The 21,978-nt window shown below is 65.4% G+C and carries 22 protein-coding genes; 16 read left to right on the top strand and 6 right to left on the bottom strand.

The features are described from left to right. Nucleotides 1-79 precede the first annotated feature (79 nt). Nucleotides 80-1,525 (top strand): APC family permease, encoded by a 1,446-nt coding sequence (locus ACWGQ2_RS15045; protein WP_452018651.1) that lies wholly within the window; start codon nucleotides 80-82, stop codon nucleotides 1,523-1,525. A gap of 66 nt (nucleotides 1,526-1,591) precedes the next feature. Here ACWGQ2_RS15045 and ACWGQ2_RS15040 read toward each other — a convergent pair whose 3' ends face one another. Further along, nucleotides 1,592-1,804: a DUF2945 domain-containing protein gene (locus tag ACWGQ2_RS15040; protein ID WP_452018649.1), complete on the bottom strand. Its 213-nt coding sequence runs from the start codon at nucleotides 1,802-1,804 to the stop codon at nucleotides 1,592-1,594. Nucleotides 1,805-1,927: 123 nt separating this feature from the next. On the opposite strand from ACWGQ2_RS15040, the gene ACWGQ2_RS15035 reads away from it, so the two are divergent. Both ACWGQ2_RS15035 and ACWGQ2_RS15030 read left to right on the top strand, forming a co-directional pair. Then, nucleotides 1,928-2,482 carry an acyl-CoA thioesterase gene (locus ACWGQ2_RS15035; protein WP_452018647.1) on the top strand — a complete coding sequence of 185 codons (555 nt, stop codon included), beginning with the start codon at nucleotides 1,928-1,930 and terminating at the stop codon, nucleotides 2,480-2,482. Between the two features lie 89 nt (nucleotides 2,483-2,571). Next, on the top strand, nucleotides 2,572-3,186 hold the full coding sequence (locus tag ACWGQ2_RS15030; protein WP_452018645.1) for a dihydrofolate reductase family protein: 615 nt from the start codon (nucleotides 2,572-2,574) through the stop codon (nucleotides 3,184-3,186). Here the strand turns inward: ACWGQ2_RS15030 and ACWGQ2_RS15025 are convergent. After that, complete coding sequence (locus ACWGQ2_RS15025; RefSeq protein ID WP_452018643.1) at nucleotides 3,183-3,866, bottom strand: class I SAM-dependent methyltransferase; 684 nt, start codon at nucleotides 3,864-3,866, stop codon at nucleotides 3,183-3,185. The two genes, ACWGQ2_RS15030 and ACWGQ2_RS15025, sit on opposite strands and share 4 nt — an antisense overlap. Before the next feature lie 140 nt (nucleotides 3,867-4,006). Beyond that, the gene (locus ACWGQ2_RS15020) at nucleotides 4,007-6,106 is read right to left on the bottom strand and encodes a hypothetical protein (protein ID WP_452018641.1); all 2,100 of its coding nucleotides are present in this window, start codon (nucleotides 6,104-6,106) and stop codon (nucleotides 4,007-4,009) included. A gap of 371 nt (nucleotides 6,107-6,477) precedes the next feature. On the opposite strand from ACWGQ2_RS15020, the gene ACWGQ2_RS15015 reads away from it, so the two are divergent. The 3 genes from ACWGQ2_RS15015 (at nucleotide 6,478) to ACWGQ2_RS15005 (ending at nucleotide 9,176) form a co-directional block, all read left to right on the top strand. Further along, the gene (locus ACWGQ2_RS15015) at nucleotides 6,478-7,914 is read left to right on the top strand and encodes an OFA family MFS transporter (protein WP_452018639.1); all 1,437 of its coding nucleotides are present in this window, start codon (nucleotides 6,478-6,480) and stop codon (nucleotides 7,912-7,914) included. Next, complete coding sequence (locus ACWGQ2_RS15010) at nucleotides 7,911-8,012, top strand: MFS transporter small subunit (RefSeq protein ID WP_194783038.1); 102 nt, start codon at nucleotides 7,911-7,913, stop codon at nucleotides 8,010-8,012. Before ACWGQ2_RS15015 ends, ACWGQ2_RS15010 begins: the two co-directional genes overlap by 4 nt. A gap of 126 nt (nucleotides 8,013-8,138) precedes the next feature. Continuing rightward, on the top strand, nucleotides 8,139-9,176 hold the full coding sequence (locus ACWGQ2_RS15005) for an NAD(P)-dependent alcohol dehydrogenase (RefSeq protein WP_452018637.1): 1,038 nt from the start codon (nucleotides 8,139-8,141) through the stop codon (nucleotides 9,174-9,176). Nucleotides 9,177-9,197: 21 nt separating this feature from the next. Here the strand turns inward: ACWGQ2_RS15005 and ACWGQ2_RS15000 are convergent, their stop codons facing one another. Beyond that, a complete protein-coding gene (locus ACWGQ2_RS15000; protein ID WP_452018635.1) occupies nucleotides 9,198-9,983 on the bottom strand; it encodes an SDR family oxidoreductase in 786 nt (261 codons plus the stop codon). A 268-nt stretch (nucleotides 9,984-10,251) separates the two neighbouring features. On the opposite strand from ACWGQ2_RS15000, the gene ACWGQ2_RS14995 reads away from it, so the two are divergent. Together ACWGQ2_RS14995 and fmdA are read left to right on the top strand one after the other, a co-directional pair. Then, complete coding sequence (locus tag ACWGQ2_RS14995) at nucleotides 10,252-10,542, top strand: FmdB family zinc ribbon protein (RefSeq protein WP_452018633.1); 291 nt, start codon at nucleotides 10,252-10,254, stop codon at nucleotides 10,540-10,542. A gap of 31 nt (nucleotides 10,543-10,573) precedes the next feature. Continuing rightward, nucleotides 10,574-11,830, top strand: coding sequence for a formamidase (gene fmdA, locus ACWGQ2_RS14990; RefSeq protein ID WP_452018848.1), 1,257 nt, complete (start codon nucleotides 10,574-10,576; stop codon nucleotides 11,828-11,830). Between the two features lie 67 nt (nucleotides 11,831-11,897). On the opposite strand, the gene ACWGQ2_RS14985 is transcribed toward fmdA, so the two are convergent. Further along, nucleotides 11,898-13,877 (bottom strand): acyl-CoA dehydrogenase family protein, encoded by a 1,980-nt coding sequence (locus tag ACWGQ2_RS14985; protein WP_452018631.1) that lies wholly within the window; start codon nucleotides 13,875-13,877, stop codon nucleotides 11,898-11,900. Between the two features lie 184 nt (nucleotides 13,878-14,061). Between ACWGQ2_RS14985 and ACWGQ2_RS14980 the strand changes: the two genes are divergently transcribed. The 8 genes from ACWGQ2_RS14980 (at nucleotide 14,062) to ACWGQ2_RS14945 (ending at nucleotide 20,913) form a co-directional block, all read left to right on the top strand. Continuing rightward, nucleotides 14,062-14,697: a TIGR03085 family metal-binding protein gene (locus tag ACWGQ2_RS14980; RefSeq protein ID WP_452018629.1), complete on the top strand. Its 636-nt coding sequence runs from the start codon at nucleotides 14,062-14,064 to the stop codon at nucleotides 14,695-14,697. Nucleotides 14,698-14,798: 101 nt separating this feature from the next. After that, nucleotides 14,799-15,242, top strand: coding sequence for a MarR family winged helix-turn-helix transcriptional regulator (locus tag ACWGQ2_RS14975; protein ID WP_325790160.1), 444 nt, complete (start codon nucleotides 14,799-14,801; stop codon nucleotides 15,240-15,242). Nucleotides 15,243-15,289: 47 nt separating this feature from the next. Further along, nucleotides 15,290-15,634, top strand: coding sequence for a bifunctional 3-phenylpropionate/cinnamic acid dioxygenase ferredoxin subunit (locus tag ACWGQ2_RS14970; protein ID WP_452018627.1), 345 nt, complete (start codon nucleotides 15,290-15,292; stop codon nucleotides 15,632-15,634). A 3-nt stretch (nucleotides 15,635-15,637) separates the two neighbouring features. Next, complete coding sequence (locus ACWGQ2_RS14965; RefSeq protein ID WP_452018625.1) at nucleotides 15,638-16,855, top strand: NAD(P)/FAD-dependent oxidoreductase; 1,218 nt, start codon at nucleotides 15,638-15,640, stop codon at nucleotides 16,853-16,855. A 116-nt stretch (nucleotides 16,856-16,971) separates the two neighbouring features. Further along, the gene (locus ACWGQ2_RS14960) at nucleotides 16,972-18,018 is read left to right on the top strand and encodes an iron-siderophore ABC transporter substrate-binding protein (protein WP_452018623.1); all 1,047 of its coding nucleotides are present in this window, start codon (nucleotides 16,972-16,974) and stop codon (nucleotides 18,016-18,018) included. Between the two features lie 112 nt (nucleotides 18,019-18,130). Next, the gene (locus ACWGQ2_RS14955; RefSeq protein WP_452018621.1) at nucleotides 18,131-19,351 is read left to right on the top strand and encodes a mechanosensitive ion channel family protein; all 1,221 of its coding nucleotides are present in this window, start codon (nucleotides 18,131-18,133) and stop codon (nucleotides 19,349-19,351) included. Between the two features lie 101 nt (nucleotides 19,352-19,452). Continuing rightward, nucleotides 19,453-19,764, top strand: a complete 312-nt coding sequence (locus tag ACWGQ2_RS14950) for a PRC-barrel domain-containing protein (protein WP_452018619.1) — start codon at nucleotides 19,453-19,455, stop codon at nucleotides 19,762-19,764. A gap of 81 nt (nucleotides 19,765-19,845) precedes the next feature. Beyond that, a complete protein-coding gene (locus ACWGQ2_RS14945; protein ID WP_452018617.1) occupies nucleotides 19,846-20,913 on the top strand; it encodes a YihY/virulence factor BrkB family protein in 1,068 nt (355 codons plus the stop codon). 42 nt (nucleotides 20,914-20,955) lie between these two features. On the opposite strand, the gene ACWGQ2_RS14940 is transcribed toward ACWGQ2_RS14945, so the two are convergent. Then, nucleotides 20,956-21,918, bottom strand: a complete 963-nt coding sequence (locus ACWGQ2_RS14940) for a DUF368 domain-containing protein (RefSeq protein ID WP_452018615.1) — start codon at nucleotides 21,916-21,918, stop codon at nucleotides 20,956-20,958. Between the last annotated feature and the right edge of the window lie 60 nt (nucleotides 21,919-21,978).

Here is a 21,978-nt window from a genome sequence, read left to right as displayed (position 1 = left end):
CGGACCATCCCAGTAGCGTGAGTGGGCAATTTATTTCGGTGCCCTAACCGGCACAGCTCTACAGAAAGGGGGTGTCGGCGTGTCCGCAGCAGCAACCGGAACCGAACCCTCACTCAAGAAGGTCCTGGGCCGCATCGACGTACTGGCCCTGGGATTCGGTGCCATGATCGGCTTCGGCTGGGTCGTACTCACGGGCGACTGGCTTTCCAGCGCCGGCACCGGCGGGGCGATCCTGGCCCTGCTCACCGGCGGCGTCATTATGGCGATCGTAGGCCTGACCTACGCGGAACTGTGCGCCGCAATGCCGAAGGCAGGCGGTGAACACAACTACATCCTGCGGGCCATGGGACCGCGCACGTCCTTCATCGGCTCGTGGGCGATCATTGGCGGCTACGTCACGATCGTGGCGTTCGAGGCAGTCGCCCTGCCACGGACCGTGCAGTACATCTTCCCGAACCTCAGCCAGATTCCTCTGTGGACCGTGGCCGGCTTCGAGGTGCACCTGACCTGGGCGCTGGTAGGTGCCGTCGCCGCCGTCGTCATCACCTGGATCAACATCCGCGGCGTTAAGGAAGCGGGAATCGTGCAGACCTTTGTGGTCCTGTTCCTGCTGGCGATCGGCCTGGTGATGATCTTTGGGTCCTTCACCGGCGGCAGTGCCGCCAACATGGAACCCTGGTTCACCGGGGGTATGAACGGCTTCTTCGCAGTGCTGGTTGTGGTTCCCTTCCTTTTCATCGGCTTTGACGTCATTCCGCAGTCCGCAGAGGAAGTGAACATCCCGGCACGGCAGATCGGCCGGCTTGTGGTGGTCTCAGTCATCCTGGCGACCATCTGGTACATGATGGTTATCCTCACCACGTCTTCCGCGATGCCTGCCTCGGAGCTGGCCGGCACCGACATTGCGACCGCAGACGCCGTCGGAGCCATGTTCGGCTCTGACTTCATGGCAAAGATCCTGATCGCGGGCGGTATTGCAGGCATCCTCACGTCCTGGAACTCGCTGCTGATGGGCGCTTCGCGCCTGATGTACTCCCTGGCCCGGTCCGGCATGCTCCCGGCCTGGTTCGGGCGGCTCCACCCGAAGTACCACACGCCGCACAACGCCCTGCTGTTCATTGGCGGACTCAGCGTGCTTGCTCCGTTCGGCGGAGCCCAAATGCTCGGCTGGCTTGTGGACTCCGGCGCGCCCAGCATTGTGCTCGCCTACACCCTGGTAGCCGTGTCCTTCCTGATCCTGCGCCGCCGCGAACCTGAGATGGTCCGTCCGCTGCGCGTAGGCGGCAAGGGCAAGGGCGGCATCGTGATCGGTATTGCCGCAGCAATCCTGGGCACGGCCCTGTTCAGCCTCTACATGCCCGGCATGCCTGCGGCACTCGGCATTGAGCCCTGGCTGCTCTTCGGCGCCTGGTGGATTATTGGACTGGTCTTCTTCTTCCGGGTCCCCGGCGGCATCAAGGCCGGCCCGGACGCGGAGGAGCATGTCCTGGCCAGGCTCCGCGCCCGCGCGGGAGCACGTTCCTAGCGTGAAGAGCCCATAACGACGGCGGCGGCCTCCCGGGCGGGGAGTCCGCCGCCGTTTTGTGTCTGGTCAGCCCGCCCTGCGCAGTGCATCCGCCCGGTGGACTGCGTGCAGGGAGGTGGCATCACTGCGCACCTTGTACTGCGGGTCATCTTCTGAACACAGCCTGCGGCGTCCCATGAACTCGAAATCCGAGGTGTGGACTTCGGTGACTTCCCCCGTGACGGCACCCGTGCGCGAGTTCCACCGCACACGGTCACCTACCTTAAATCGCTCACTCATGGGCAGATCCCTACCACCGCCGGGGCCGGGTGTAACGAGTAGTGCCGCGTATTCTGCAGACCCGGCACCGAAACACTCGCCGCAATTCGCCGCCGCTATGTTACCGGTGGGTAATATGGCGGCATGCATCTGATCTTCCGCACCCTGCTGCTGCTCCTGACCGCACGCCGCCGCCGGCCCCCGCTGGATCTCTTTGAGACATCCTCGCTGCCCATGCGGGTGCTGCCCACAGACCTGGACTTTGCGAACCACGTCAACAACGGCATGTACCTTTCCCTGATGGATCTGGGACGGTTCGATCTGATGATCCGCAGCGGCTTCTGGAAACTGATGCGCAGCAAGGGCTGGGGACCGGTCATCAGCAACGAGACCATCAGCTTCCGCAAGTCACTGGAGCCCTGGCAGCGGTACAGCATCGAAACGAAGATCATCGGTTTTGATGACCGTGCCATCTACTTTGAGCAGCGCATGGTGGTGGACGGCGAAATCTACGCCAGCGCCTTCATTGCCACCCGGATGCTTTCCAAAAAGGGTCCCGTGACCAATGAGGAAATCTTCGAGGCCGTTGGCCGCCGCCCGCCGGAAGACCTGGTGCTCCCGGACTGGATTGCGGACTGGCGTGCCAGCGTGGCACTGCCCGGTACGCGCCGTCCGGCACCGCATGCCTGGGCTGCCTGACCTACCCTTGACTGTTCCCGCGCCCTGACCGAGCCTGAGGGTAACCGCTCCCAGCGGCTATCGGCGTGATGGAGTCGGAGGTGCCCGCCATGCGGCTGACTGTGAACACTTTCCTGAGCATCGACGGTGTTATGCAGGGGCCGGGTGCAGCCGACGAGGACCCCTCCAACGGGTTCGAGCGCGGTGGCTGGCTGGTTCCCCTGGCTGACGATGAGATGGACCAGCTTGTCTCCGGCTGGTTCCGGCAGGCGGATGCGCTGCTGCTGGGCAGGACCACGTACGAGATGATGCAGCCGTACTGGGAGCTGGTGACGGACCCGTCTGACCCGGTGGCCGATTCACTGAACCACCTGCCCAAATACCTGGTCTCCAGTACCGTCACGGATCCGACCTGGCACAACACCACCGTGATCAGTTCGGATCCGGTGCGTGCGGTGAAGGAGATGAAGAGCCAGGGACACGGTGAACTGCAAGTGCACGGCAGCTATCAGCTGGCCCGCTCGCTGTACGAGGCAGGCCTGGTAGACGAGTACCGGCTGCTGATCTTTCCCGTAGTGGTGGGGGCCGGTAAACGGCTGTTCGATGACGCGGCGCCGCCGTCGTCATTCATGGTGACCGGATCACACGTGACCAAGTCCGGAGTGGTGGCACTGTCCCTGCTGCCGCGTCCGTTCAAGGTCGCCGAAATGCCGCGCGGAGACTAGGCGCCGCGGCGGGCCAGCAGCACGTTGTCGTGGATAACTGCTTCCTGTCCCTCAGGTCCCTGGACTGTCCGGGGGATGGCCTCGGCAGTCTCGATGATCCAGCCGCGGGCGGCCAGTCCCAGTTCCTCGGCCAGCTCCGGCGCGGTGGGCAGCGCCGGATCCGGAGCCGGGTGCCGTCCCCAGGGCGGAAAGCCCTGGTGCCCGACGACGAGCAGGCGGCCCCGGGGGGCCACCGCCGCGGCTGCGCGCATCAGGATCTGGTTGCGCGGAAGTTCGGTGGGGGAGTGCAGGTACTGGGCGCAGACCAGATCGTAACCGGGGTCCGTGCCGGGGTCCGTGGCGGACCACTCGGCGAGGTCGGCTTCGATCAGGGTTACCAGCTGTCCGACGCCTGCTTCACGGGCATGTTCCGCGGCCCGCTCCAATGCGAGTGTGGAGATGTCCAGGCCTGTGACTTCCCAGCCCCGTTTGGCCAGCCACACGGCGTCGGCGCCCTCTCCGCAACCGAGTTCAAGGGCGGTTCCCGGCTTCAGTCCTTCGACTTCCCGGACCAGCAGCGCGTTGGGGTTTCCGCTCCACACCTGGGTGCGTTCGCGGTAGAACCCGTCCCAGAACTCGTGAGGCGGAGGCTGCGGGGACGGATCCTGCGGATCGTGCTGGTGGGAGTGCTTTTCCTGCATGGTTGAACTCTAGTTCCGGGCCCGGGTGCAACAAAGCCCGGTGGGCGGGCCCAGCTGGCAAAAGGAAAGGCCGGGCACCTCCCGCTTGGGGTGATGCCCGGCCTTTCCGGCGTCGGTGGTGCGCTTCTCCGCGCTCCGCTCTAGTGCTGTGAGCGGCGGCTGCGGCCTGCAATCAGCAGGGCCAGCGGAATCAGCAGCAAGGCCACCGGGATCAGGACCGCCAGGATCGCGGGAGAGCGAAGCAGCTCACCCGGAGTCATGGCGGAGGTCCGCTCCATCATGGTGTCGGCGCCGGTGGAGATTTCTCCGTTGCCGTCAGCCAGTGTTGCGGTGCCGTCGGCAAGTTTGCCGTTGCCCTCGGCCAGATCGGCAGCGCCGGTCTTCAGGGTGGCGGTGCCTTCCTTGAGGGTCCGGGCACCGTCGTCGAGCTTGCCCATACCTTCGTTAAGTGAATCCGAGCCGGAGAGCAGGCGGCCGCTTCCGTCGGCGAGCTTTGCGTTGCCTTCAGAGAGTGAGTAGGCGCCGGCTTCAAGTGTGCCCAGGCCGCTGGTCAGGGTGCCGGCACCGTTGGCCAGCTTGGCATTGCCTTCGGAGAGGGTGTACGCACCGTTCTCCAGCGAACCGAGCCCGGCGGTCAGCGTTCCTGCACCGTCGGCGAGCTTGGCGTTGCCTTCAGAGAGCGAGTACGCACCGTTGCGCAGGGTCTCGATGCCGGCGGCGAGTTCACTGACGCCGGCCTTGACCCTGTCAGTGCCGCCGGCGATCTGGTGGGCACCGTCCTGGAGCTCCTTGGAACCGCCGAGGAGTTTCTGAGTTCCTGCGTGAAGTGCGGTTGCGCCCGGGACCAGACCCGGCTTGAGCGGAGTTTCTTCGCCCTTGTCGATTCCCACCTTGATCTGCTGGATTCCACCGTTGAGCGCAGCAGCGCCGTTGGCCACGTCGGTCGCCCCGGTCTTGATCAGCATCAGGCCCTGACTGTACTTGCCTGCGCCGGTGGCGAATTCACCGGCTCCGGAGACGAAATCGCCGGCCCCCGCCGAAAAGCCCGTTGCCCCGGCAACGAAGGCTTCGATTCCCGGCTGGAGAGCATCGTTGCCGACCGAAAGACCGGAAGTGTAGAGCGAGACTGCCGAGGACGCGCGCTGCGCCGCAACGGCGTTCCCGAGCGCCCGTTCGATTGCGGCATTCAGCTCGTCCGCCGGCATGGTCCCGGCCCGTCCGCGAATTGCACTGAGTTCGTCTACGGCGCCCTGTGAGCCCTCGGCAGCTCCGTCGAACGCGTTCACGAGCCCCGTCGCACCCTCTGCGAAACTTGTCATGCCTACCTGCAGCTGTCCGGCGCCGGTCGCGAGATCACTGGCACCGCCGGCCAGCCGCTCCTGACCGGAGGCGAGATCGTCTGCACCGGCCCTGAGCGCTTCGGGAGCAGCAATGATGGTGTTCACGCCGTCCCGCAGACCCGCGGCACCGGCGGCGAGGGCCGGCGCGCCGGTTTCCTTATGGGCCAGCTGATTCACGCCGGCCTGCAGCTCGAGGGCACCGTTCTTCAGACGCAGGGCGCCCGCCTCAAGATCTTCCGTTCCTTGAACTGCGCGATCGGTGCCGGCGGCAAGAGTCTGGGCCCCGCCGGCAAGATAGGGAACGCCGGACTTGGGATCATTCAGCTTGGTTACGCCCTGGGAAAGACGATAGGTCCCCGCGGCGAGCTGGCTCGCTCCCTCGGAGGCGGAAGCAGCACCGCCTGACAGAGTGGATGCACCCGTGCGGGCATTCGTCGCACCCGTGGCAAGCTTGTTCGCACCCTCTGATGCGCTGAACGCACCGTTGGCCAGCGTGGATGCGCCGGTGTAGGCATTCGTGGCACCGGTGGCCAGCTTGCCGGCGCCCTCCGAAGCGGCAGCGGCGCCGTCGTTCAGGGTGACGGCTCCTTCATTCAGTGACTTGGCGCCGGTCTTGGCAGTGCCAATGCCCTGCGCGAGGGTCTGGGCGCCGTCGTCGACCTTCTCAGTTCCGGCGGCGACCTTGTCTGCGCCTTCCTTGGCTGAGGCAGCGCCTTCCTTCAGGTCCCCGGCACCGGCGGACGCACGCTCAGCGCCTTCGGAAAGCTGGGTGGCGCCGCTGGCCACCTGATTGGTGAAGAGCACAAAAAAGGCCAGCAGCAAGACCAGGAACAAGGCCAAAAGACCGGTCAGAATGGTGTGCGGCCGGTTAGTGGACCGGCCGGACGTGGAACTCGTCATTGAATATCCCTTTTCTGGTTCAGCTTCGGTCTCGAGACCGCTTGGACGGCGGGAGTGCGCCTGTGGGCTCCGCCTCGTGGTGCGCTGCGCAGCATTTCCCGCGTGTCATGCCGTGTCACGAACGGGGGTTACCGGGCAGTAGGAATGTGATGTCGGTTACATCTAACTTACTGATTGGTAACAAAGCAAGGGTTTTTGAAAATTAGTTACCGGCCGGTAGGTTGCAGCGGAAGTGCACATCTGATCCAGCGGATTACGGCGTGTCGGCCACCCGTCAGGCGCAGTAGTCGACAAGGCTGGGCGCACAGGCCGGTGCCGCCCTGGCGGCACCGGCCGGCCAATGACTTTGCTGGGTGACCTTGGGAGAACAAATGAGCTGGCTGGACCGCGACCGCATTATTGCCCCGCCCGGATTCAACCGCTGGCTGATTCCTCCAGCCGCTCTGGCTGTCCATCTGTGCATCGGGCAGGCGTACGCCACGAGCGTCTACAAGACGGCCCTGGTCGAGTACTTCGACGCGAGCCTCACCCAGATCGGCGTGATCTTCTCGGTTGCGATCGTGATGCTCGGACTCTCAGCAGCCGTGATGGGCACCTGGGTAGACCGCAACGGTCCCCGCAAAGCCATGTTCGTCTCGGCACTGTTCTGGTCCGGCGGCTTTATGGTCGGCGCTCTGGGGATCTTCACCGGCCAGCTTTGGCTGGTCTACGTCGGCTACGGATTCCTCGGCGGCATCGGTTTGGGCATCGGCTACATCTCGCCGGTGTCCACCCTGATCAAATGGTTCCCGGACCGCCCGGGCCTGGCCACCGGCATGGCGATCATGGGCTTCGGCGGCGGCGCGCTGATCGCCAGCCCGCTCTCTTCCGCGCTGCTGGCCTTCTACGACCCGGACTCCGGAACCGCCGGCTGGGTGGCAAGCGGAGACGCCGTCGGCAAGCTGTTCCTGACCCTCGGCGTCGTCTACCTGGTCTATATGCTCTACGGGGCATGGACTATCCGGGTGCCGGCGGATGACTGGAAGCCCGAGGGATTCGATCCGGCCACCGTCGCCAAGAAGCCGCTCGTCACCACCGCCAACGTGTCCGCGTCAAACGCCATCAAGACCCGGCAGTTCTGGCTGGTCTGGATTGTGCTGTTCTGCAACGTGACCGCCGGAATCGGCATCCTGGAACAGGCAGCGCCCATGATCCAGGACTTCTTCCGTGAACCCGACGGCGCGTCAATCGTGACGGCGGCCGTGGCCGGCGGATTCGTGGGCCTGCTCTCGATCGGAAACATGGGCGGGCGTTTCGTCTGGTCCGCCACCTCGGACGTGATTGGCCGCAAGCGGATCTACATGGTCTACCTCGGCGTGGGCGCCGTCTGTTACGTGCTGCTGGCCCTGTTCGGCTCCACGTCCACGATCCTCTACGTGCTCCTGGCCTTCATCATCCTCTCCTTCTACGGCGGAGGTTTCGCCACGGTTCCTGCCTATCTGCGGGACCTGTTCGGCACCTTCCAGGTGGGCGCCATCCATGGCCGGCTGCTGACTGCCTGGTCTGCTGCCGGAATCGCAGGACCGCTGATCGTGAACTCGTTCCTGGACGCCCAGGGCACACCCGGTGAGCTGGCGGCCCAGGCCTACCAGCCGGCGCTGCTGACCATGGTGGGGCTGCTGATCGTCGGGTTTATCGCCAATCTCCTGATTACTCCGGTTGCCCCCAAGCACCACGAGCCGGGCAAGGGCGGAAGCACCAAAGGCACGGAAGAAACCGCGGTCCGGAACTCCGGCACGAACGAAACCCTCCAGGAAGGCACCCGATGAGCACCCTGAAACTGACCTTTAGCTGGCTGCTGGTCGGCATTCCCCTCGCCTACGGGGTCTTTCAGACCCTGACAAAGGCGGCGGCACTGTTCGGATAGCTGGCAGCTCATCTGTTCCGCACCATCGTTCAGGGCTGTGTTATCGGCCCATCGGTGCAACGATTAAGGAGCAAATCCATCCACCCGTGCGGGCGGGATCTGCCGGTGCGGAGACAGGAGCATGCCATGAAGGCCCTTCAATACCGCAGCATCGGCCAAGCCCCCGAAGTCGTTGAGATCGACACTCCGGAACCGGGCCCGGGACAGGTGCGGCTCAAGGTCACTGCCGCCGGAGTGTGCCATTCCGACGAATACATCATGTCCCTTCCCGAAAGCGAGTTCGTTTACGGGCTGCCGCTGACCCTGGGCCATGAAGGCGCCGGCATCGTGGACAAAATCGGCGACGGGGTGAAGTACATCGAAGAGGGCCAGTCGATGGCTGTCTACGGTCCGTGGGGCTGCGGGCTCTGCTACGAATGCTCCTCAGGACGTGAGAACTACTGCCGGAATGCGGCGAAGTACGGTATTGCCCCTCCCGGGCTGGGTGCTCCGGGCTCCATGGCCGAATATGTGATCGTGGACAGCGCCCGTCATCTGCTGCCCCTGGGGGACCTGGATCCGGTGAAGAACGTTTCCCTGACGGATGCCGGCTTGACGCCCTATCACGGGATCAAGGGCTCCCTGGAGAAGCTGCACTCCGGTGCCACCGCCGTCGTAATTGGCGTCGGCGGGCTGGGGCACGTGGCCATCCAGATCCTGCGCGCCCTCACCAGCGCCACCGTGGTGGCCCTGGACATCGACGAAGCAAAACTGAATCTTGCCAGCGACGTCGGTGCCCAGTACACCTTCCCGTCCGAGGCCGGTGCCGCGACCATGATCAGTGATCTGACCGACGGACTGGGAGTCGATGCTGTCTTCGATTTTGTAGCCAATCAGGCCACTCTGGACCTCGGCCAGGCAATGGTCCGTCCGCAGGGCGACCACGTCCTGCTCGGAGCAGGCGCTGGAACCCTGAAAGTGGGACTCGTGTCAGGTGCTGCCTGGGACGTGTCCGTGCGGTCGCCGTACTGGGGTTCGCGTACCGAGCTGTTCGAAGTCCTGGACCTTGCCCGCGGCGGGCACATCAACGTGCACACCGAAGTCTTCTCCCTCGACGAGGCACCTGCCGCCTACGAAAAGCTGAAGAACAACCAGCTGCTGGGCCGCGCCGTCGTCGTTCCCTAGACGGCATGGAGGCTGGGCCGGTTAACCGCCGGCCAGCAGTCCGCCGTCGAGGGTAAGAACCTGCCCCGTGACCCAGGCGGCGTCGTCGGAGGCCAGGAAAGCCGCGCCCGCCGCATCGTCTTCCGGTGTGCCCAGCCGCCCCACCGGATAGGCAGCCGCAGCTTTTTCCTCACGCCCTTCGTAGAGGGCCTGGGAAAAGCGGGTCTTCACCACGGCCGGAGCCAGGGCATTGACCCGGACGGCGGGCGCAAGCTCGACGGCGAGGGCGCGGGTGAGGTGTTCCAGCGCAGCCTTGCTGATCCCGTAAAAGGCGATCCCCTTGGCGGTCGTCCGTGCGCTGACGGAGGACAGATTGATGACGGCGGATCCTCCCTTGAGGAAACCCGCAGCCGGGTGCCGGCAGGCGGACTGCACCCAGGCGAGTGCCGTGACCAGATTGGTGTCGAGGATCTTACGGGCAGCGTCAAGATCCAGGTCCAGCAGCGGGCCGCAGACGGGGTTCGTCCCGGCGCAGTTGACCAGGACATCCACCCCGCCGAACCCCTCGGCCGCCGCGTCCAGCACCTCGCGCTGGTGCAGCGGATCTGCCGCGTTTCCCGGTACGGCCAGCGCCGTTCCGTCCGGAAACCCGTCGACAGCTTCCTGGAGCCGCCCTGGGTCCCTTCCGGTGATCAGCACCCGTGCGCCCTCCTCAACGAAGCGGTGTGCGACCGCCAGCCCAATGCCTCGGCTGGAGGCCGTGATGACGGCCCTCCGGCCGGCGAGGCGGTGCGGGAGGGCCGTCGAAGGTACCGGATAGCTGCTCATCGGCGTCCCCTTTGGCTCTGCCTGCCGTGCCCAGGCCGGCCCGACGGCCCGAGTCTGCGCCCGCCGCCTACGGGTGTCAAGGATGTGCTGGCTTAGGGGGCCGCCGCGGTGAAACCCGCACCATTGACCTTTATCTGAAGGTGTTATTAGGGTGGGGGACAATCGCTACGGTGCTTATTCAAAATTCATTCATGACTTTATTCGCAGGCCTTCCGGAACGTATTACCGCCTGCGGATTAGCAACGCCGGAACCGCAGAAAGGTGCCTGATGCCGCTATACGCTTACCGGTGCGCGGACTGCGCGGACTTCGAAGTCCAGGCGTCCATGAGCCAGGTCCGGGAGACCCTGCCATGCCCGGAATGCGGGACTCCCGCGCCCCGGAGGTTCACAGCCCCGAACCTGTCACTGTCCTCCTCCAGCGCCTACAAGCTGATCGAGTCAACCGAACGCACTGCGTCGGAACCTGCCGTTGTCTCCTCGCCGGGCGGACGGCGTCGGCCCGCCGGTACGGGAGTCACCCGGAATCCGCTCCACCAGAAACTTCCCCGCCCCGACTAAAAGAGCGTTTCAGTTTCCCCAAGGAGGAATGGTGCCAAAAAACCTGTTTCCACTCGATTCGGCCAGGAAATTCGAAGACCAGGAAAAGCTGGGCCATAACCGGTGGCACCCTGAAATTCCCCCGGTCGCGGTAGTAAAACCGGGTGAGTCCTTTCGGGTGGACTGCCGCGAATGGTTTGACGGCGCCATTGTCAACGATGATTCCGCAGAGGATATCCTCAACGCCCCGCTGCTGACCGTGCACAAACTCAGCGGCCCCTTCGCCGTGGAAGGGGCCAAGCCCGGAGACCTGCTGGTCGTGGACATCCTCGACGTCGGCCCCATTCCGCAGGAGGACTCCGGTCCGCTGGCCGGGCAGGGCTGGGGTTACACCGGCATCTTTGCGAAGGAAAACGGCGGCGGATTCCTCACTGACCAGTTCCCCGACGCCTATAAGGCCATCTGGGATTTCAACGGCCAGACGGCGACGTCGCGGCACGTCCCGGGGGTCTCCTTTACCGGGCTGATCCACCCGGGCCTGATGGGAACCGCTCCCTCCGCTGCGCTGCTGGCCAAGTGGAACAAACGCGAGGGAGACCTTATTGCCACGGACCCGCACCGGGTGCCGCCGCTGGCGCTGCCGCCGGAAGCTGAGCATGCCGTCCTTGGGGCCCTGCCGCGGGACGAGTGGGCCCGCGTTGGGTCCGAGGCCGCCCGCACCGCACCGCCGCGGGAGAACGGCGGCAATCAGGACATCAAGAACCTTTCCAAGGGCTCCCGGATCTTTTATCCGGTGTTCGTGGACGGTGCCAACCTCTCCGTGGGGGACCTGCACTTTTCCCAGGGCGACGGCGAAATCACGTTCTGCGGCGCCATCGAGATGGGCGGTTTCATCGACCTGCGGGTGGACATCATCAAGGGTGGCATGGACACCTACGGGGTGCATGAGAACGCCATCTTTATGCCAGGGAACGTGGATCCGCAGTTCAGCGAGTGGATCGCGTTCTCCGGGACGTCGGTGACGCTCGACGGCGAGCAGCGTTACCTGGACTCGCACCTGTCCTACCAGCGCGCATGCCTGCACGCGATCGACTACCTGACCAAGTTTGGCTACAGCCCGGAGCAGGCCTACCTGCTGCTCGGTGCCGCGCCGATCGAGGGGCGCCTCTCCGGAGTGGTGGACATCCCGAACTCGTGTTCCACGGTCTACATCCCGACGTCGATTTTTGACTTCGATGTGCGGCCCTCAGCGTCCGGACCATTCCAGATCGATCCCGGCATCGGAGCGCCCCGGGCCTCAAACGGCTGACCGCCCTTTACACGGCTGACAGACTGACGGCCCCGGAAGCATCTCCGGGGCCGTCAGGCCGTCTGCGTCAGCGGTACTTGCGGTGCAGGTTCTCCTTGGGCTTGCCGTCGGACGCGGTGGGGGAGATCCACGGTCCGGTTCCTTCCGACTGGTCCAGCACACCTTCCTCGAGCCAGGTGTACCGTCCGTCCAGGACCTTCTTGGAGAGCTTGTGGTCCTCAACATCCGAGTTGTTCCAGAGCTCGGTGAAGAGGGCATCCACCCGGACCTTCGACTGGGCGCAGAAGGCGTCCGCGAGTTCATATGCCCCTGCGCCTTCCTCCGCGTCCCGCCGCCGGATGGTCTCTGCCTTCATGCAGGACGCTGACATGGCGAACAGCTCCGCGCCGATGTCCACGATCCGGCCCAGGAACGCCTGGTGGTGTTCCAGTCCCGCCTGCCAGCGCGCCATGCCGTAGAAGGTGGAGCGCGCCAGTTTCCGGGACGCCCGCTCGGCGTAGCGCAGGTGCTTGGCCAGCGGGCCGAACTCCGTGTACGACGTCGGGACGTTGCCGTTTCCCACCGCCAGAGTGGGCAGCCACTTGCCGTAGAAGCCGCTCGCCTTTGCGCCGGCCTTCACCTTCCGGGAAAGCGACGCATCGGCAACCGCCAGGTCTCCGGCAGCCTTCAGATGGGAATCCACGGCTTCGCGTGCGATCAGCAGGTGCATGATTTCCGTAGAACCCTCAAAGACCCGGTTGATCCGCAGATCGCGCAGCTGCTGTTCGGCAGCGACTGCGCGCTCGCCGCGGGCTGCCAGGGAAGCTGCCGTCTCGAAGCCGCGGCCGCCGCGCACCTGGACCAGCTCATCAGCAATGCTGTAGGCCATTTCGCTGGCCCACAGCTTGGCCAGTGCCGCCTCGATCCGGATGTCCTTGGTGCCGGCGTCGGCCATTTCGGCGGAGAGTTCAAAAACCGATTCCAGTGCAAAGGTGGTGGCGGCAATGAACGCCAGCTTCTTTCCCACCGCCTCGTGCCGCCCGATCGGCCGGCCCCACTGCTCCCGCGCGTTGGACCAGCCGCGGGCGATTTTCAGCGACCATTTGCCGCCCGCAGCGCACATCGCCGGGATGGAAAGGCGGCCGGTGTTCAGGGTTGTGAGGGCGATCTTGAGGCCCTGGCCTTCCCGGCCCACGCGGTTGGCAGCAGGAACCCGCACACCCTGCAGCCGGGTCACGCCGTTTTCGATCCCGCGCAGGCCCATGAAGTTGTTGCGGTTCTCCACACTGATCCCGGGGGAATCCATCTCCACGATGAACGCGCTGATTCCGCCCTTTTGCCCGTCGCGCGGCGGAACGGCAGCCATTACCACCACCAGCTCGGCGATCACCCCGTTGGTGGTCCAGAGCTTCACACCGTCCAGCACGTATTCGCTTCCGTCCTCGGAGGGAACAGCAGTGGTGCGCATGCGGGCCGGATCGGAGCCGACGTCGGGTTCGGTGAGCAGGAATGCGGTGATGGCCCCGGCAGCGCAGCGCGGCAGGTACTCCCGGCGCTGTTCCTCACTGCCAAAGACCTTCACCGGCTCCGGCACACCGATCGACAGGTCCGCCGAAACCAGGGCACCGAGGCTCGGGTGAACCGTGCCCAGAATCATCAGGGCCCGGCCGTAGTAAAGCAGCGAGAGTCCCAGGCCGCCGTACTCCTGCGGGATCTTGATGCCAAAGACTCCAAGCTTGGCCAGACCCGCAAGGTACTCGTCGGGGATCACGCCGGTGCGTTCGATCAGCTGCCCGTCCATGGTGGAGCAGTATTCGGTGAGGTCGGCCAGGAACCGCTCTGAGCGCGCCACCTCCTCCGGGGCGGGCGACGGGTGCGGGCGGATCAGTGACAGATCAAAGTCGCCCAGATAGATGCCCTTGGCGAAGCTGGGCCGCTGCTCATCGGTAATGCGGGACGCCTCTGCAACATCGCGGGCGTCTTTTTCGCTGACCTTGCGTTCCCGGAGCCGGCGGACCGAATCGTCTTCACCGGTATTTTGGGCATCCTGCAGATTAGTGGAACTCATGGTTTTCCCCTAGTTCTGGACTGATCCGGGCCGCTCCCCATGCAGCCTCCGCTGGCTGTGCCGACCATGCTACGCGTTCCTACTGGCCGGTAAAGGGGTAGCCGAATAACCGGTACCGGCCAGTAGCCAATTCCTTTCGGCGACGACGGCGGGCCGCCCGGCGTGACCATGTAGGGTACCGGGCATGGCATGGATGGAAACCGAACGCGAGGCAATGGTCCGGACGCTGCACGCCGCGGATCCCCAGGCACCAACGCTGTGCGAGGGCTGGAACGTGAGCAGGCTGCTGGCCCACCTGATCATGCGTGAGGAGCGGCCCTGGAAGATGGCCGGGGACAAGATCCGGCGCGACAAACCGGGCCAGGAGCACAGCCTGAACCCGCTGGTGGCACAGGCTGGAACGGAGTCCGGCTATCGGGAACTGGTAGACCGGTTCGCTGCCGGGGCGCAGGGCATTTCGCCCATGCGCTGGGGAGGCGACGCCGTCAACCTCCTGGAATTTTTTGTGCACCACGAGGACATCCGCCGGGGGACCGGTGAGGCAGGACCGCGCGATCTGCCGGAAGGGGAGGAGCGCGAGCTGCGCCGCCGGCTGCCGCTGATGGCACGGATGGGGTACCTGCGCAGCCCCGTGGGAGTGCTGCTGCAGCTGCCGGGCGGAGAGCAGGCGAGGGTCCGGCGCGGGGAGCGGTCCGTGACCATGACCGGACCCGTGTCGGAGCTGGCGCTGCACGCTATGGGGCGGCGCTCGGCTGCCCGGGTGGAGATTTCCGGCGCGCCCGAGTGCGTGGACCGATTCAGGAGCTTTACCGGCGCCTGACGAAGGCCGAGCTTGACAGGCACCCCCCGACTGCGGTTTGGATAGTAAGTACACTGAGGAAATCTGAACATCAGCCACAGCTAGCTCAGGGGGAACCAGGTATGCAGAACGAGGGGGATTGGGAAGCCGTCCGGCTGCTGTCAACGGCAGCCCGGATGCTGCGCCGGGAGATGGATAACCGGCTGCGGGCAATGGGGTTGACCCAGGAAAGGGTTACGGCCTTAAAAGTGCTGCGTGACTTTGGGCCGATGCGCCGGGCAGAACTGGCCCGCAGGCTCAGGGTGACCGCGCAGACGCTGGGAACCACGCTGGTGAGCATGCGCTCGCAGGGACTCGTCTACGAGGTGGGCGACGGCGCGGAAGCGCCTAAACGTGCAGTGCACATTTCCGAGTACGGCCGCGAAGCGCTGGGACAGGCAATCCGCCTGGAAGACCAGAGCCTTACGGCTGAACTGCGGCCGGCGCTGCGCCAGGAGCTCATTTCGCTGATTTCCGAGCTTGAGGGGAACCGCCAGTACGGCACGGCGGGGTCTGCCGGTGCCTAGCGGCGGGTGCCCGGACCCGGCCGGCGGCTCGCGGTAACGTGGACGTCATGAGTGAAGGTATCCGCGTAGCTGCAGCAGACGAAATTGATGAAGGCGAAGCCATCACGGTGGACTCCACCACCGCCGGGACAGTGGATGACATAGCTGTCTTCCACAGCGACGACGGCGGGTTCTATGCACTCAATGACACGTGCACACATGAAGAGGCATCCCTTGCCGAAGGCTGGATCGAAGACGGAGAAGTGGAGTGCCCTGTTCACTCCGCCCGCTTCTGCCTCAAGACCGGCGCTGCCCTCTGCCTACCCGCCACCGTGAACGCGGTGGCCCACAAGGTGGAAGTAGTGGACGGTGACGTGATCCTTTATCCGGGCGTGGCTCCGGCTGGATCATAAGGGATGCCCGACGCCGAGCCCGCCTCCGTGGCCATCATCGGAGCGGGTCCAGCAGGGTTCAGTGCTGCGGCGGAACTGCGGCGCCGCGGATTCGCCGGGCACATCCAGCTGCTGGATCCCGAGGGACTGCCTTATGACCGGCCGCCGCTCAGCAAGGGTTACCTCGCCGGGGACCCGGATACCGCCCTGGCGCTGGCTGAAGAGTCCTGGTATGAGGCCAACTCGGTCTCCGTAACCGCCGGCACTGCCGCAGGAATCGATCCGGATTCCGGAACCGTGCTTCTCGACGGCGGCGGAGAACTCCAGGCTGACGTCCTTCTCCTGGCCACGGGCGGCAGGGCACGCGCCCTGCCGTTCCCTGGCGCCGGACTGCTGCACACCCTCCGGAGCCGTTCCGATGCAGACTCGCTGCGCGGCCGGCTTGGTGCAGGACGGCGGCTGGTCATTATTGGCGCCGGACTCATCGGGGCGGAAGTCGCCGCGACGGCTGCCGCCTGCGGCACCGCCGTCGTGCTGATCGATCCGGTTCCGGTCCCGCTGGTTCCCGCCGTGGGGGCCGAACTTGCCGCGCACCTGCATTCCCTCCATGCCCAGGGCGGGGTTGAATCCATCACCGCGCTGCCCGTGGACGTCGTGGCCGACGGGGAAGCGCTGGCCGTACTTCTGGAAGACGGCACATCCGTGGCCGCGGATACCGTGCTCGCCGCTGTGGGCATGGTTCCGGACACGGGGCTCGCGGAGGCCGCGGGCCTGGCAGTGGAGGACGGAATTGTGGTTGACGGTGCCGGACGAACCAGCCATCCCCGGGTCTTCGCGGCCGGTGATGCCGTTCGCCGCAGGATCAACGGAGTCCTGGAAAGGCGCAGCGAGCACTGGGACGCCGCTGTACGCTCCGGCCAGGCGGCCGCCGCGGGAATCCTGGGCCAGGAAGCGCCCGCGGACGCCGTGCCGTGGTTCTGGACCGACCGCTACGGCGTGCATGCCGAAGCCGTCGGGAACATGTCAGCGCCTGGGGAAGCTGTGGAGCGCGGGAAGCCGGGCCCCGGATACATGGTGTTCCGGTTATCCCCGGACGGAATCCTGGCCGGGGCGGCCGGGGTTGACGCGGGCAATTCCCTCCGGGCAGCCCGAAGGCTGATCGCGCTGGCCAAACCCGTGGATGCGGCCGCACTGGCCGACCCGGAGGTGGACCTGCGGCGTCTCCTGCGGGCCCGGCCGTGATTGTGACCATTAGGGCACATCTGTTTTGCGTATTTCCGGCATTCATAGGTTAGCCTTACCTTGTCGGACAAAAACCCCGGCCTCCCGTCCACACTGCACTATCAAGGAGCCCAAAAATGGCCCTGTCCCGCATGCGCAGCCTTGCGGCCGTCGCCGCCGCCGCCGCGCTGTCCCTTTCCGCCTGCTCCACCGGGTCCTCCTCGGATGCGGGCACCGGAAGCACCGCCGGCTCCAGCGACCAGTTCCCCGTCACCATTGAGCACGCCTTCGGCGAGACCACCATTGAATCGGTCCCGGAGCGCGTTGCGACGGTCTCCTGGGTGAACACTGACACGGCACTGGCCCTGGGCGTGGTTCCTGTCGGAATGCCGGAGTACGAATGGGGCGGAAACGAAAACGGCACCACGCCGTGGATCGACGAAGCGCTGGAAGAACTCGGGGCACCGATCGGATCCGAAAACGCTCCGGTGCAGTACTCCGAGACCGACGGCATCAACTTCGACGCGATTGCCGCCACCACTCCTGATGTCATCCTTGCCGCCTATTCCGGGATCACCGAGGAAGAATACGACAAGCTCAGCGCCATCGCCCCGGTGGTTGCCTACCCGGAGACCCCGTACTACACCTCGTGGCAGGACTCTGCCGAAATGATCGGTGAAGCCCTGGGCAAGAGCGACGAAGCTGAAAAGCTTGTGGAGGACACCGAGAAGGCCATCGCGGACAAGGCTGCGGAGTACCCCGAGCTCGCCGGCACCAGTTTCATTTACGGCAACCTGGACACCACCGCCGGTGCAGACCAGATTTCCATCTACACCTCCGGCGACAACCGTCCCAAGTTCCTGAAGGAACTCGGCATGGTCCAGGCTCCGATCGTGGATGAAAACGCCCCCGCCGACGCGTTCTACCTGACCTGGTCCCCGGAGCGCGCCAACGAACTTGAAGCAGACCTGTTCGTCAGCTGGGTGGCGGACGACGCCGCCAAGGAATCGATCATGTCCGACCCGCTTCTGAGCCAGATCCCGGCCCTGAAGAACGGCGGACTGGTGGCGGATTCGGACAACACCCTGACTCTGTCCATTTCAGCCGCCAACGTGCTGAGCATTCCGTACGCACTGGACAACTTCGTGCCGATGCTGGGCGAGGCTGCCGCACAGGTCAAGTAACGCCCCTGCTTCTGCGGCCAAAGCGCCCTTCCGGTTGTTCCGGAGGGGCGCTTTCGCGTTGAGGATCACAGAATTGGACAGGCCCCCCGGGGGGTTTGCCATGATCGGCACCATGCAGGAATTCCTAGACGCCCTGGACCCTCTCCGCCCGCTGATCGCTGTGCTGGTGGCGGTCGCCGCCGCGCTGGTCGCCGCACGGGTGGTGCGCGGCTCCACCACCCGGATCTTCCGGAAGGTCCCGCACATCCGTGATGTGACGGCCTTGGGGCGGAACCCGCTGCGGCTGGTCCTGGCGCTGATCGGCACCCGGATCGCCCTGGGTGCCACCGCCCGCTCGGAATCCTGGTATGGGCCCCTGGACCAGGTGCTGGTGATCGGGCTGATCGCTGCCATCGGCTGGCTCGCCGTCGTCGCCCTGCTGATCGTTGAGGCGATCATCCTGACGAAATACAGCACGGACACCAAGGACAACCGGCGGCTGAGGCGCCTCAAGACGCAGGTCATCCTGGGCCGCCGCGTCGCCGTCGCGCTGATTATTACCGTGGCCGTCGCCTGCGTACTGCTGACCATCGAAGAGGTCCGCGCCCTCGGCGCCGGCATGCTCGCCTCCGCCGGCCTGCTCTCGATCGTCGCCGGCCTGGCCGTCCAAAGCACGCTGGGAAACGTTTTCGCCGGTCTGCAGCTCGCCTTCACAGATGCCATCCGCGTGGACGACGTCGTGGTGGTGGAGGGCCAGTGGGGAACCATCGAGGAAATCACCATGACCTACGTGGTGGTCCACATCTGGGACGACCGCCGGCTGATCCTGCCCTCCACCTACTTCACATCCACGCCGTTCGAGAACTGGACCCGCAAGCAGTCCGCGATCCTGGGTACCGTGGAGCTGGACCTGGACTGGGAGTCCCCGGTGGCAGCGATGCGTGATGAACTCAAGCGGATCCTGGCGGGCACCGACCTCTGGGACGGCCGGACCGGCGTCCTGCAGATCACTGACGCGGTCAATGGCCTGATCCGGGTCCGCATTCTGGTTTCTGCCCCCGATTCCGGCACGCTCTTTGACCTGCGCTGCCTGGTCCGGGAGTCCATGGTCTCCTTCCTGCAGGACGAGCACCCGGCAGCGCTTCCCCGCCAGCGCTTCGAGCAGCTCCGCGAGCCGGCGCAGCAAAGAATGCCCTCGCGCCCCGAGCCGCCGCTGCGCCAAGGCGGGGACCCCGAGGACACGAGCACCTCGCAGCTGTTCACCGGCAGTGTGGACGCAGTGGAGCGTAACCGCAGTTTTGCCGGCCCCGGCCAGGACGCCTGGGAAGACCGCGACGAGCATGCTGACCGCTAAGTGTTGACAACCCGGGGGTCCGGCGGGCTGGAATGATACCCACGGCGCAGCGGCCCGGGTCCCGGACAGGCTGCGGAAGCAGAAGACAAGGAGCCGCAGCCATGGTTGATCAGTACGTGATCCACGAACTCCAGGGATCGAACGTGTGGGCGAAGGACGGCGAAAGGCTGGGCCTGGTGGGCAACGTCCACCTTGACCGCGCCACCGGGGAGCCGGCCTGGGTCACGGTGGCACTGGGCCTGTTTGAAGGCCGCCAGTACTTTGTGCCGCTGCAGGGGGCCAGACGGGATGAGGATGACCTGTACGTGAATTACTCCCGGAAGGCGATCGAAGACTCCCCGGACATGGAGCACGACGGCGCCCTCACCCCCGACGAGGAAGCCCGGCTGGAGGATTACTACAAGGCCTGGTGAGGCCGGCGGGGCTGCTTGGACATAAGTCTGCTTAGCAATACGATGGGTATCCCGGACCCGACCAGCGCCAGGAGGGGCCTCATGGCTCAGCAGGACAACTCCGACCAGAAGGACGGAGCATCGCTTGGAACGGCCTCAAAGCCGGATACCCCGGCGGAGGTCACCAAGCCCAGCTGGATGTACATCTTCAAGAAGACGGCGCGCGAGTTTTCCAAGGACCAGTGCACCGACCTCGCTGCTGCTCTGACCTACTACACGGTGCTGTCCCTGTTCCCGGGGCTGCTGGCCATGGTCTCCATTCTGGGACTTGTGGGCCAGGCCGAAACCACCACTGACGCGATGCTTGACTATCTCCGCGGTTTCGCTCCGGCGGAAGCCGTAACGGTTCTCGAAGGTCCGATTGAGCAGCTCACATCCTCCCGCGGCGCAGGTCTGGCCCTGTTCGTTGGTATTGCGGGCGCGGTGTGGTCCGCGTCCGGTTACGTAGGCGCCTTTGGGCGGGCCATGAACCGCATCTACGAGGTCGAAGAAGGCCGGCCCATCTGGAAGCTGCGCCCCCTGCAGCTCCTGGTCACTCTGATCATGATCCTCCTGGCCGCCAGCCTGCTCATCATGCTGGTGGTCAGCGGGCCCATCGCGGAATCAATCGGGAACTTCATTGGTCTGGGAAGCCAGGCCCTGCTGGTGTGGAATATTGCAAAGTGGCCGGTCATGGTCCTCTTCGCCGTGACCCTGATTGCCCTGCTCTACTACGCCACCCCCAACGTCAAGCAGCCCAAGTTCCGCTGGATGAGCATGGGCGCGTTCCTGGCCCTGATCGTGCTGGCCATCGCCACCCTTGGCTTCGCGTTCTATGTGGGCAACTTCGGCAGCTACAACGCCACCTACGGTGCCATTGGCGGTGTGATCGTGCTGCTGCTGTGGATCTGGCTGGCCAACATTTCGCTGCTTTTCGGTGCCGAGTTTGACGCCGAGGTGGAACGCGGACGGGAGCTGCAGGCAGGAATCCAGGCTGAGCACTCGATCCAGCTGCCCCCGAGGGACACCCGCCAGAGCGACAAGCGGGCGGAACAGGAAGAGAAGGACGTCCAGCAGGGCCGTGAGCTGCGCCAGCAGCACGCGGGCAAGGACTACGACGACGATCTGTAGCCCGGGTTTCCCGGTCCGCCGCGGCGGGCTGGGAACAGGGGTCTATGCGGTGATGGGCTTTGCCTCAGCACGGGACTGGGCGAACCACAGGAGCAGGACCACCGCAGCGCCCGTGAGGGAGGCTGCGAGCGGCATAAGCCACGCATCGTCAGGCGGAAGCAGGGCACTGTTCTCCTGCCAGGGCCACAGGGCACGGATGGAGCCCAGGATCAGTCCGGTCGCGACCAGCAGGACTGCCCGGCGGTGGACCCGCAGCAGATAATGCAGCAGCCGGACAAACGAGCCCAGGCCGATCACCGCTCCGGCGGCGAAGAAGGCGAGGTATCCGAGATCCCGGTTGCTTACTGCTTCGAGGGTGGGCTCGTACATGCCGAAGGTCAGCAGCAGGAAGGACCCTGAAAGGCCCGGAAGCGCCAAGGCGCACACGGCTATCGCACCGCTGAGGACCAGCACCCACCAGGAGTGGTTCTCGATCTGCAGGGCCGGAATGCCGAGCAGCGCAAATGCGGCTGCCGCCGTCACGAGAACCACTGCAGTGCCTGCGAGCCTGCCCGCAGCAGTCGCCGGCCGGGCCGGGGCAGCCGCACGGGCCATGCTGATCGGGACAACGAGGCTGGCGGCCACCATGCCGAAGAACAAGGCACTGGCGATCTCAGGCTGGCCCTCCACGAAGGAATGCAGCGGCCCGGAGAGGAAGATCAGGGCGAGGAACATGCCGGCAACCAGAGGGAGCAGCAGGCTCCACTCCACACCTGACACCTTGCGGACAGCTCCGGCCCGGTCCCGCCGGATAACCAGATGCACTGCGCCGCTGATGAAGTGGTTCGCCGATGCGATCAGCCGGTCGAAGACACCGAGGACCAAAGCAACGGTGCCGCCGGAAACTCCGGGGACGAGTTCCACCAGGCCCATGAGCGCTCCGCGGCCGGCATGGGTAATACCGGAACGGACGGGACGCTCAGGCTTGGACGGCGGGGGCAGCGGGGCAGGGTGAGAGGAAACCATTGGATCCACGCTACTAGACGCCCGCGGGCCTGCACCTGCCGGCAGAGCTGGTGGGCAGCC

The organism is Arthrobacter sp. NPDC055585, from assembly GCF_053619115.1.
This window is presented reverse-complemented; position numbering and strand designations above follow the sequence as displayed.

Excerpts from the sequence above, each read along its gene's own strand:
- ACWGQ2_RS15040 (WP_452018649.1), bottom strand. The coding sequence starts at position 1,804 with ATGAGTGAGCGATTTAAGGTAGGTGACCGTGTGCGGTGGAACTCGCGC.
- ACWGQ2_RS15035 (WP_452018647.1), top strand. The coding sequence starts at position 1,928 with ATGCATCTGATCTTCCGCACCCTGCTGCTGCTCCTGACCGCACGCCGC.
- ACWGQ2_RS15030 (WP_452018645.1), top strand. The coding sequence starts at position 2,572 with ATGCGGCTGACTGTGAACACTTTCCTGAGCATCGACGGTGTTATGCAG.
- ACWGQ2_RS15025 (WP_452018643.1), bottom strand. The coding sequence starts at position 3,866 with ATGCAGGAAAAGCACTCCCACCAGCACGATCCGCAGGATCCGTCCCCG.
- ACWGQ2_RS15020 (WP_452018641.1), bottom strand. The coding sequence starts at position 6,106 with ATGACGAGTTCCACGTCCGGCCGGTCCACTAACCGGCCGCACACCATT.
- ACWGQ2_RS15015 (WP_452018639.1), top strand. The coding sequence starts at position 6,478 with ATGAGCTGGCTGGACCGCGACCGCATTATTGCCCCGCCCGGATTCAAC.
- ACWGQ2_RS15010 (WP_194783038.1), top strand. The coding sequence starts at position 7,911 with ATGAGCACCCTGAAACTGACCTTTAGCTGGCTGCTGGTCGGCATTCCC.
- ACWGQ2_RS15005 (WP_452018637.1), top strand. The coding sequence starts at position 8,139 with ATGAAGGCCCTTCAATACCGCAGCATCGGCCAAGCCCCCGAAGTCGTT.
- ACWGQ2_RS15000 (WP_452018635.1), bottom strand. The coding sequence starts at position 9,983 with ATGAGCAGCTATCCGGTACCTTCGACGGCCCTCCCGCACCGCCTCGCC.
- ACWGQ2_RS14995 (WP_452018633.1), top strand. The coding sequence starts at position 10,252 with ATGCCGCTATACGCTTACCGGTGCGCGGACTGCGCGGACTTCGAAGTC.
- ACWGQ2_RS14985 (WP_452018631.1), bottom strand. The coding sequence starts at position 13,877 with ATGAGTTCCACTAATCTGCAGGATGCCCAAAATACCGGTGAAGACGAT.
- ACWGQ2_RS14980 (WP_452018629.1), top strand. The coding sequence starts at position 14,062 with ATGGCATGGATGGAAACCGAACGCGAGGCAATGGTCCGGACGCTGCAC.
- ACWGQ2_RS14975 (WP_325790160.1), top strand. The coding sequence starts at position 14,799 with ATGCAGAACGAGGGGGATTGGGAAGCCGTCCGGCTGCTGTCAACGGCA.
- ACWGQ2_RS14970 (WP_452018627.1), top strand. The coding sequence starts at position 15,290 with ATGAGTGAAGGTATCCGCGTAGCTGCAGCAGACGAAATTGATGAAGGC.
- ACWGQ2_RS14965 (WP_452018625.1), top strand. The coding sequence starts at position 15,638 with ATGCCCGACGCCGAGCCCGCCTCCGTGGCCATCATCGGAGCGGGTCCA.
- ACWGQ2_RS14960 (WP_452018623.1), top strand. The coding sequence starts at position 16,972 with ATGGCCCTGTCCCGCATGCGCAGCCTTGCGGCCGTCGCCGCCGCCGCC.
- ACWGQ2_RS14955 (WP_452018621.1), top strand. The coding sequence starts at position 18,131 with ATGCAGGAATTCCTAGACGCCCTGGACCCTCTCCGCCCGCTGATCGCT.
- ACWGQ2_RS14950 (WP_452018619.1), top strand. The coding sequence starts at position 19,453 with ATGGTTGATCAGTACGTGATCCACGAACTCCAGGGATCGAACGTGTGG.
- ACWGQ2_RS14945 (WP_452018617.1), top strand. The coding sequence starts at position 19,846 with ATGGCTCAGCAGGACAACTCCGACCAGAAGGACGGAGCATCGCTTGGA.
- ACWGQ2_RS14940 (WP_452018615.1), bottom strand. The coding sequence starts at position 21,918 with ATGGTTTCCTCTCACCCTGCCCCGCTGCCCCCGCCGTCCAAGCCTGAG.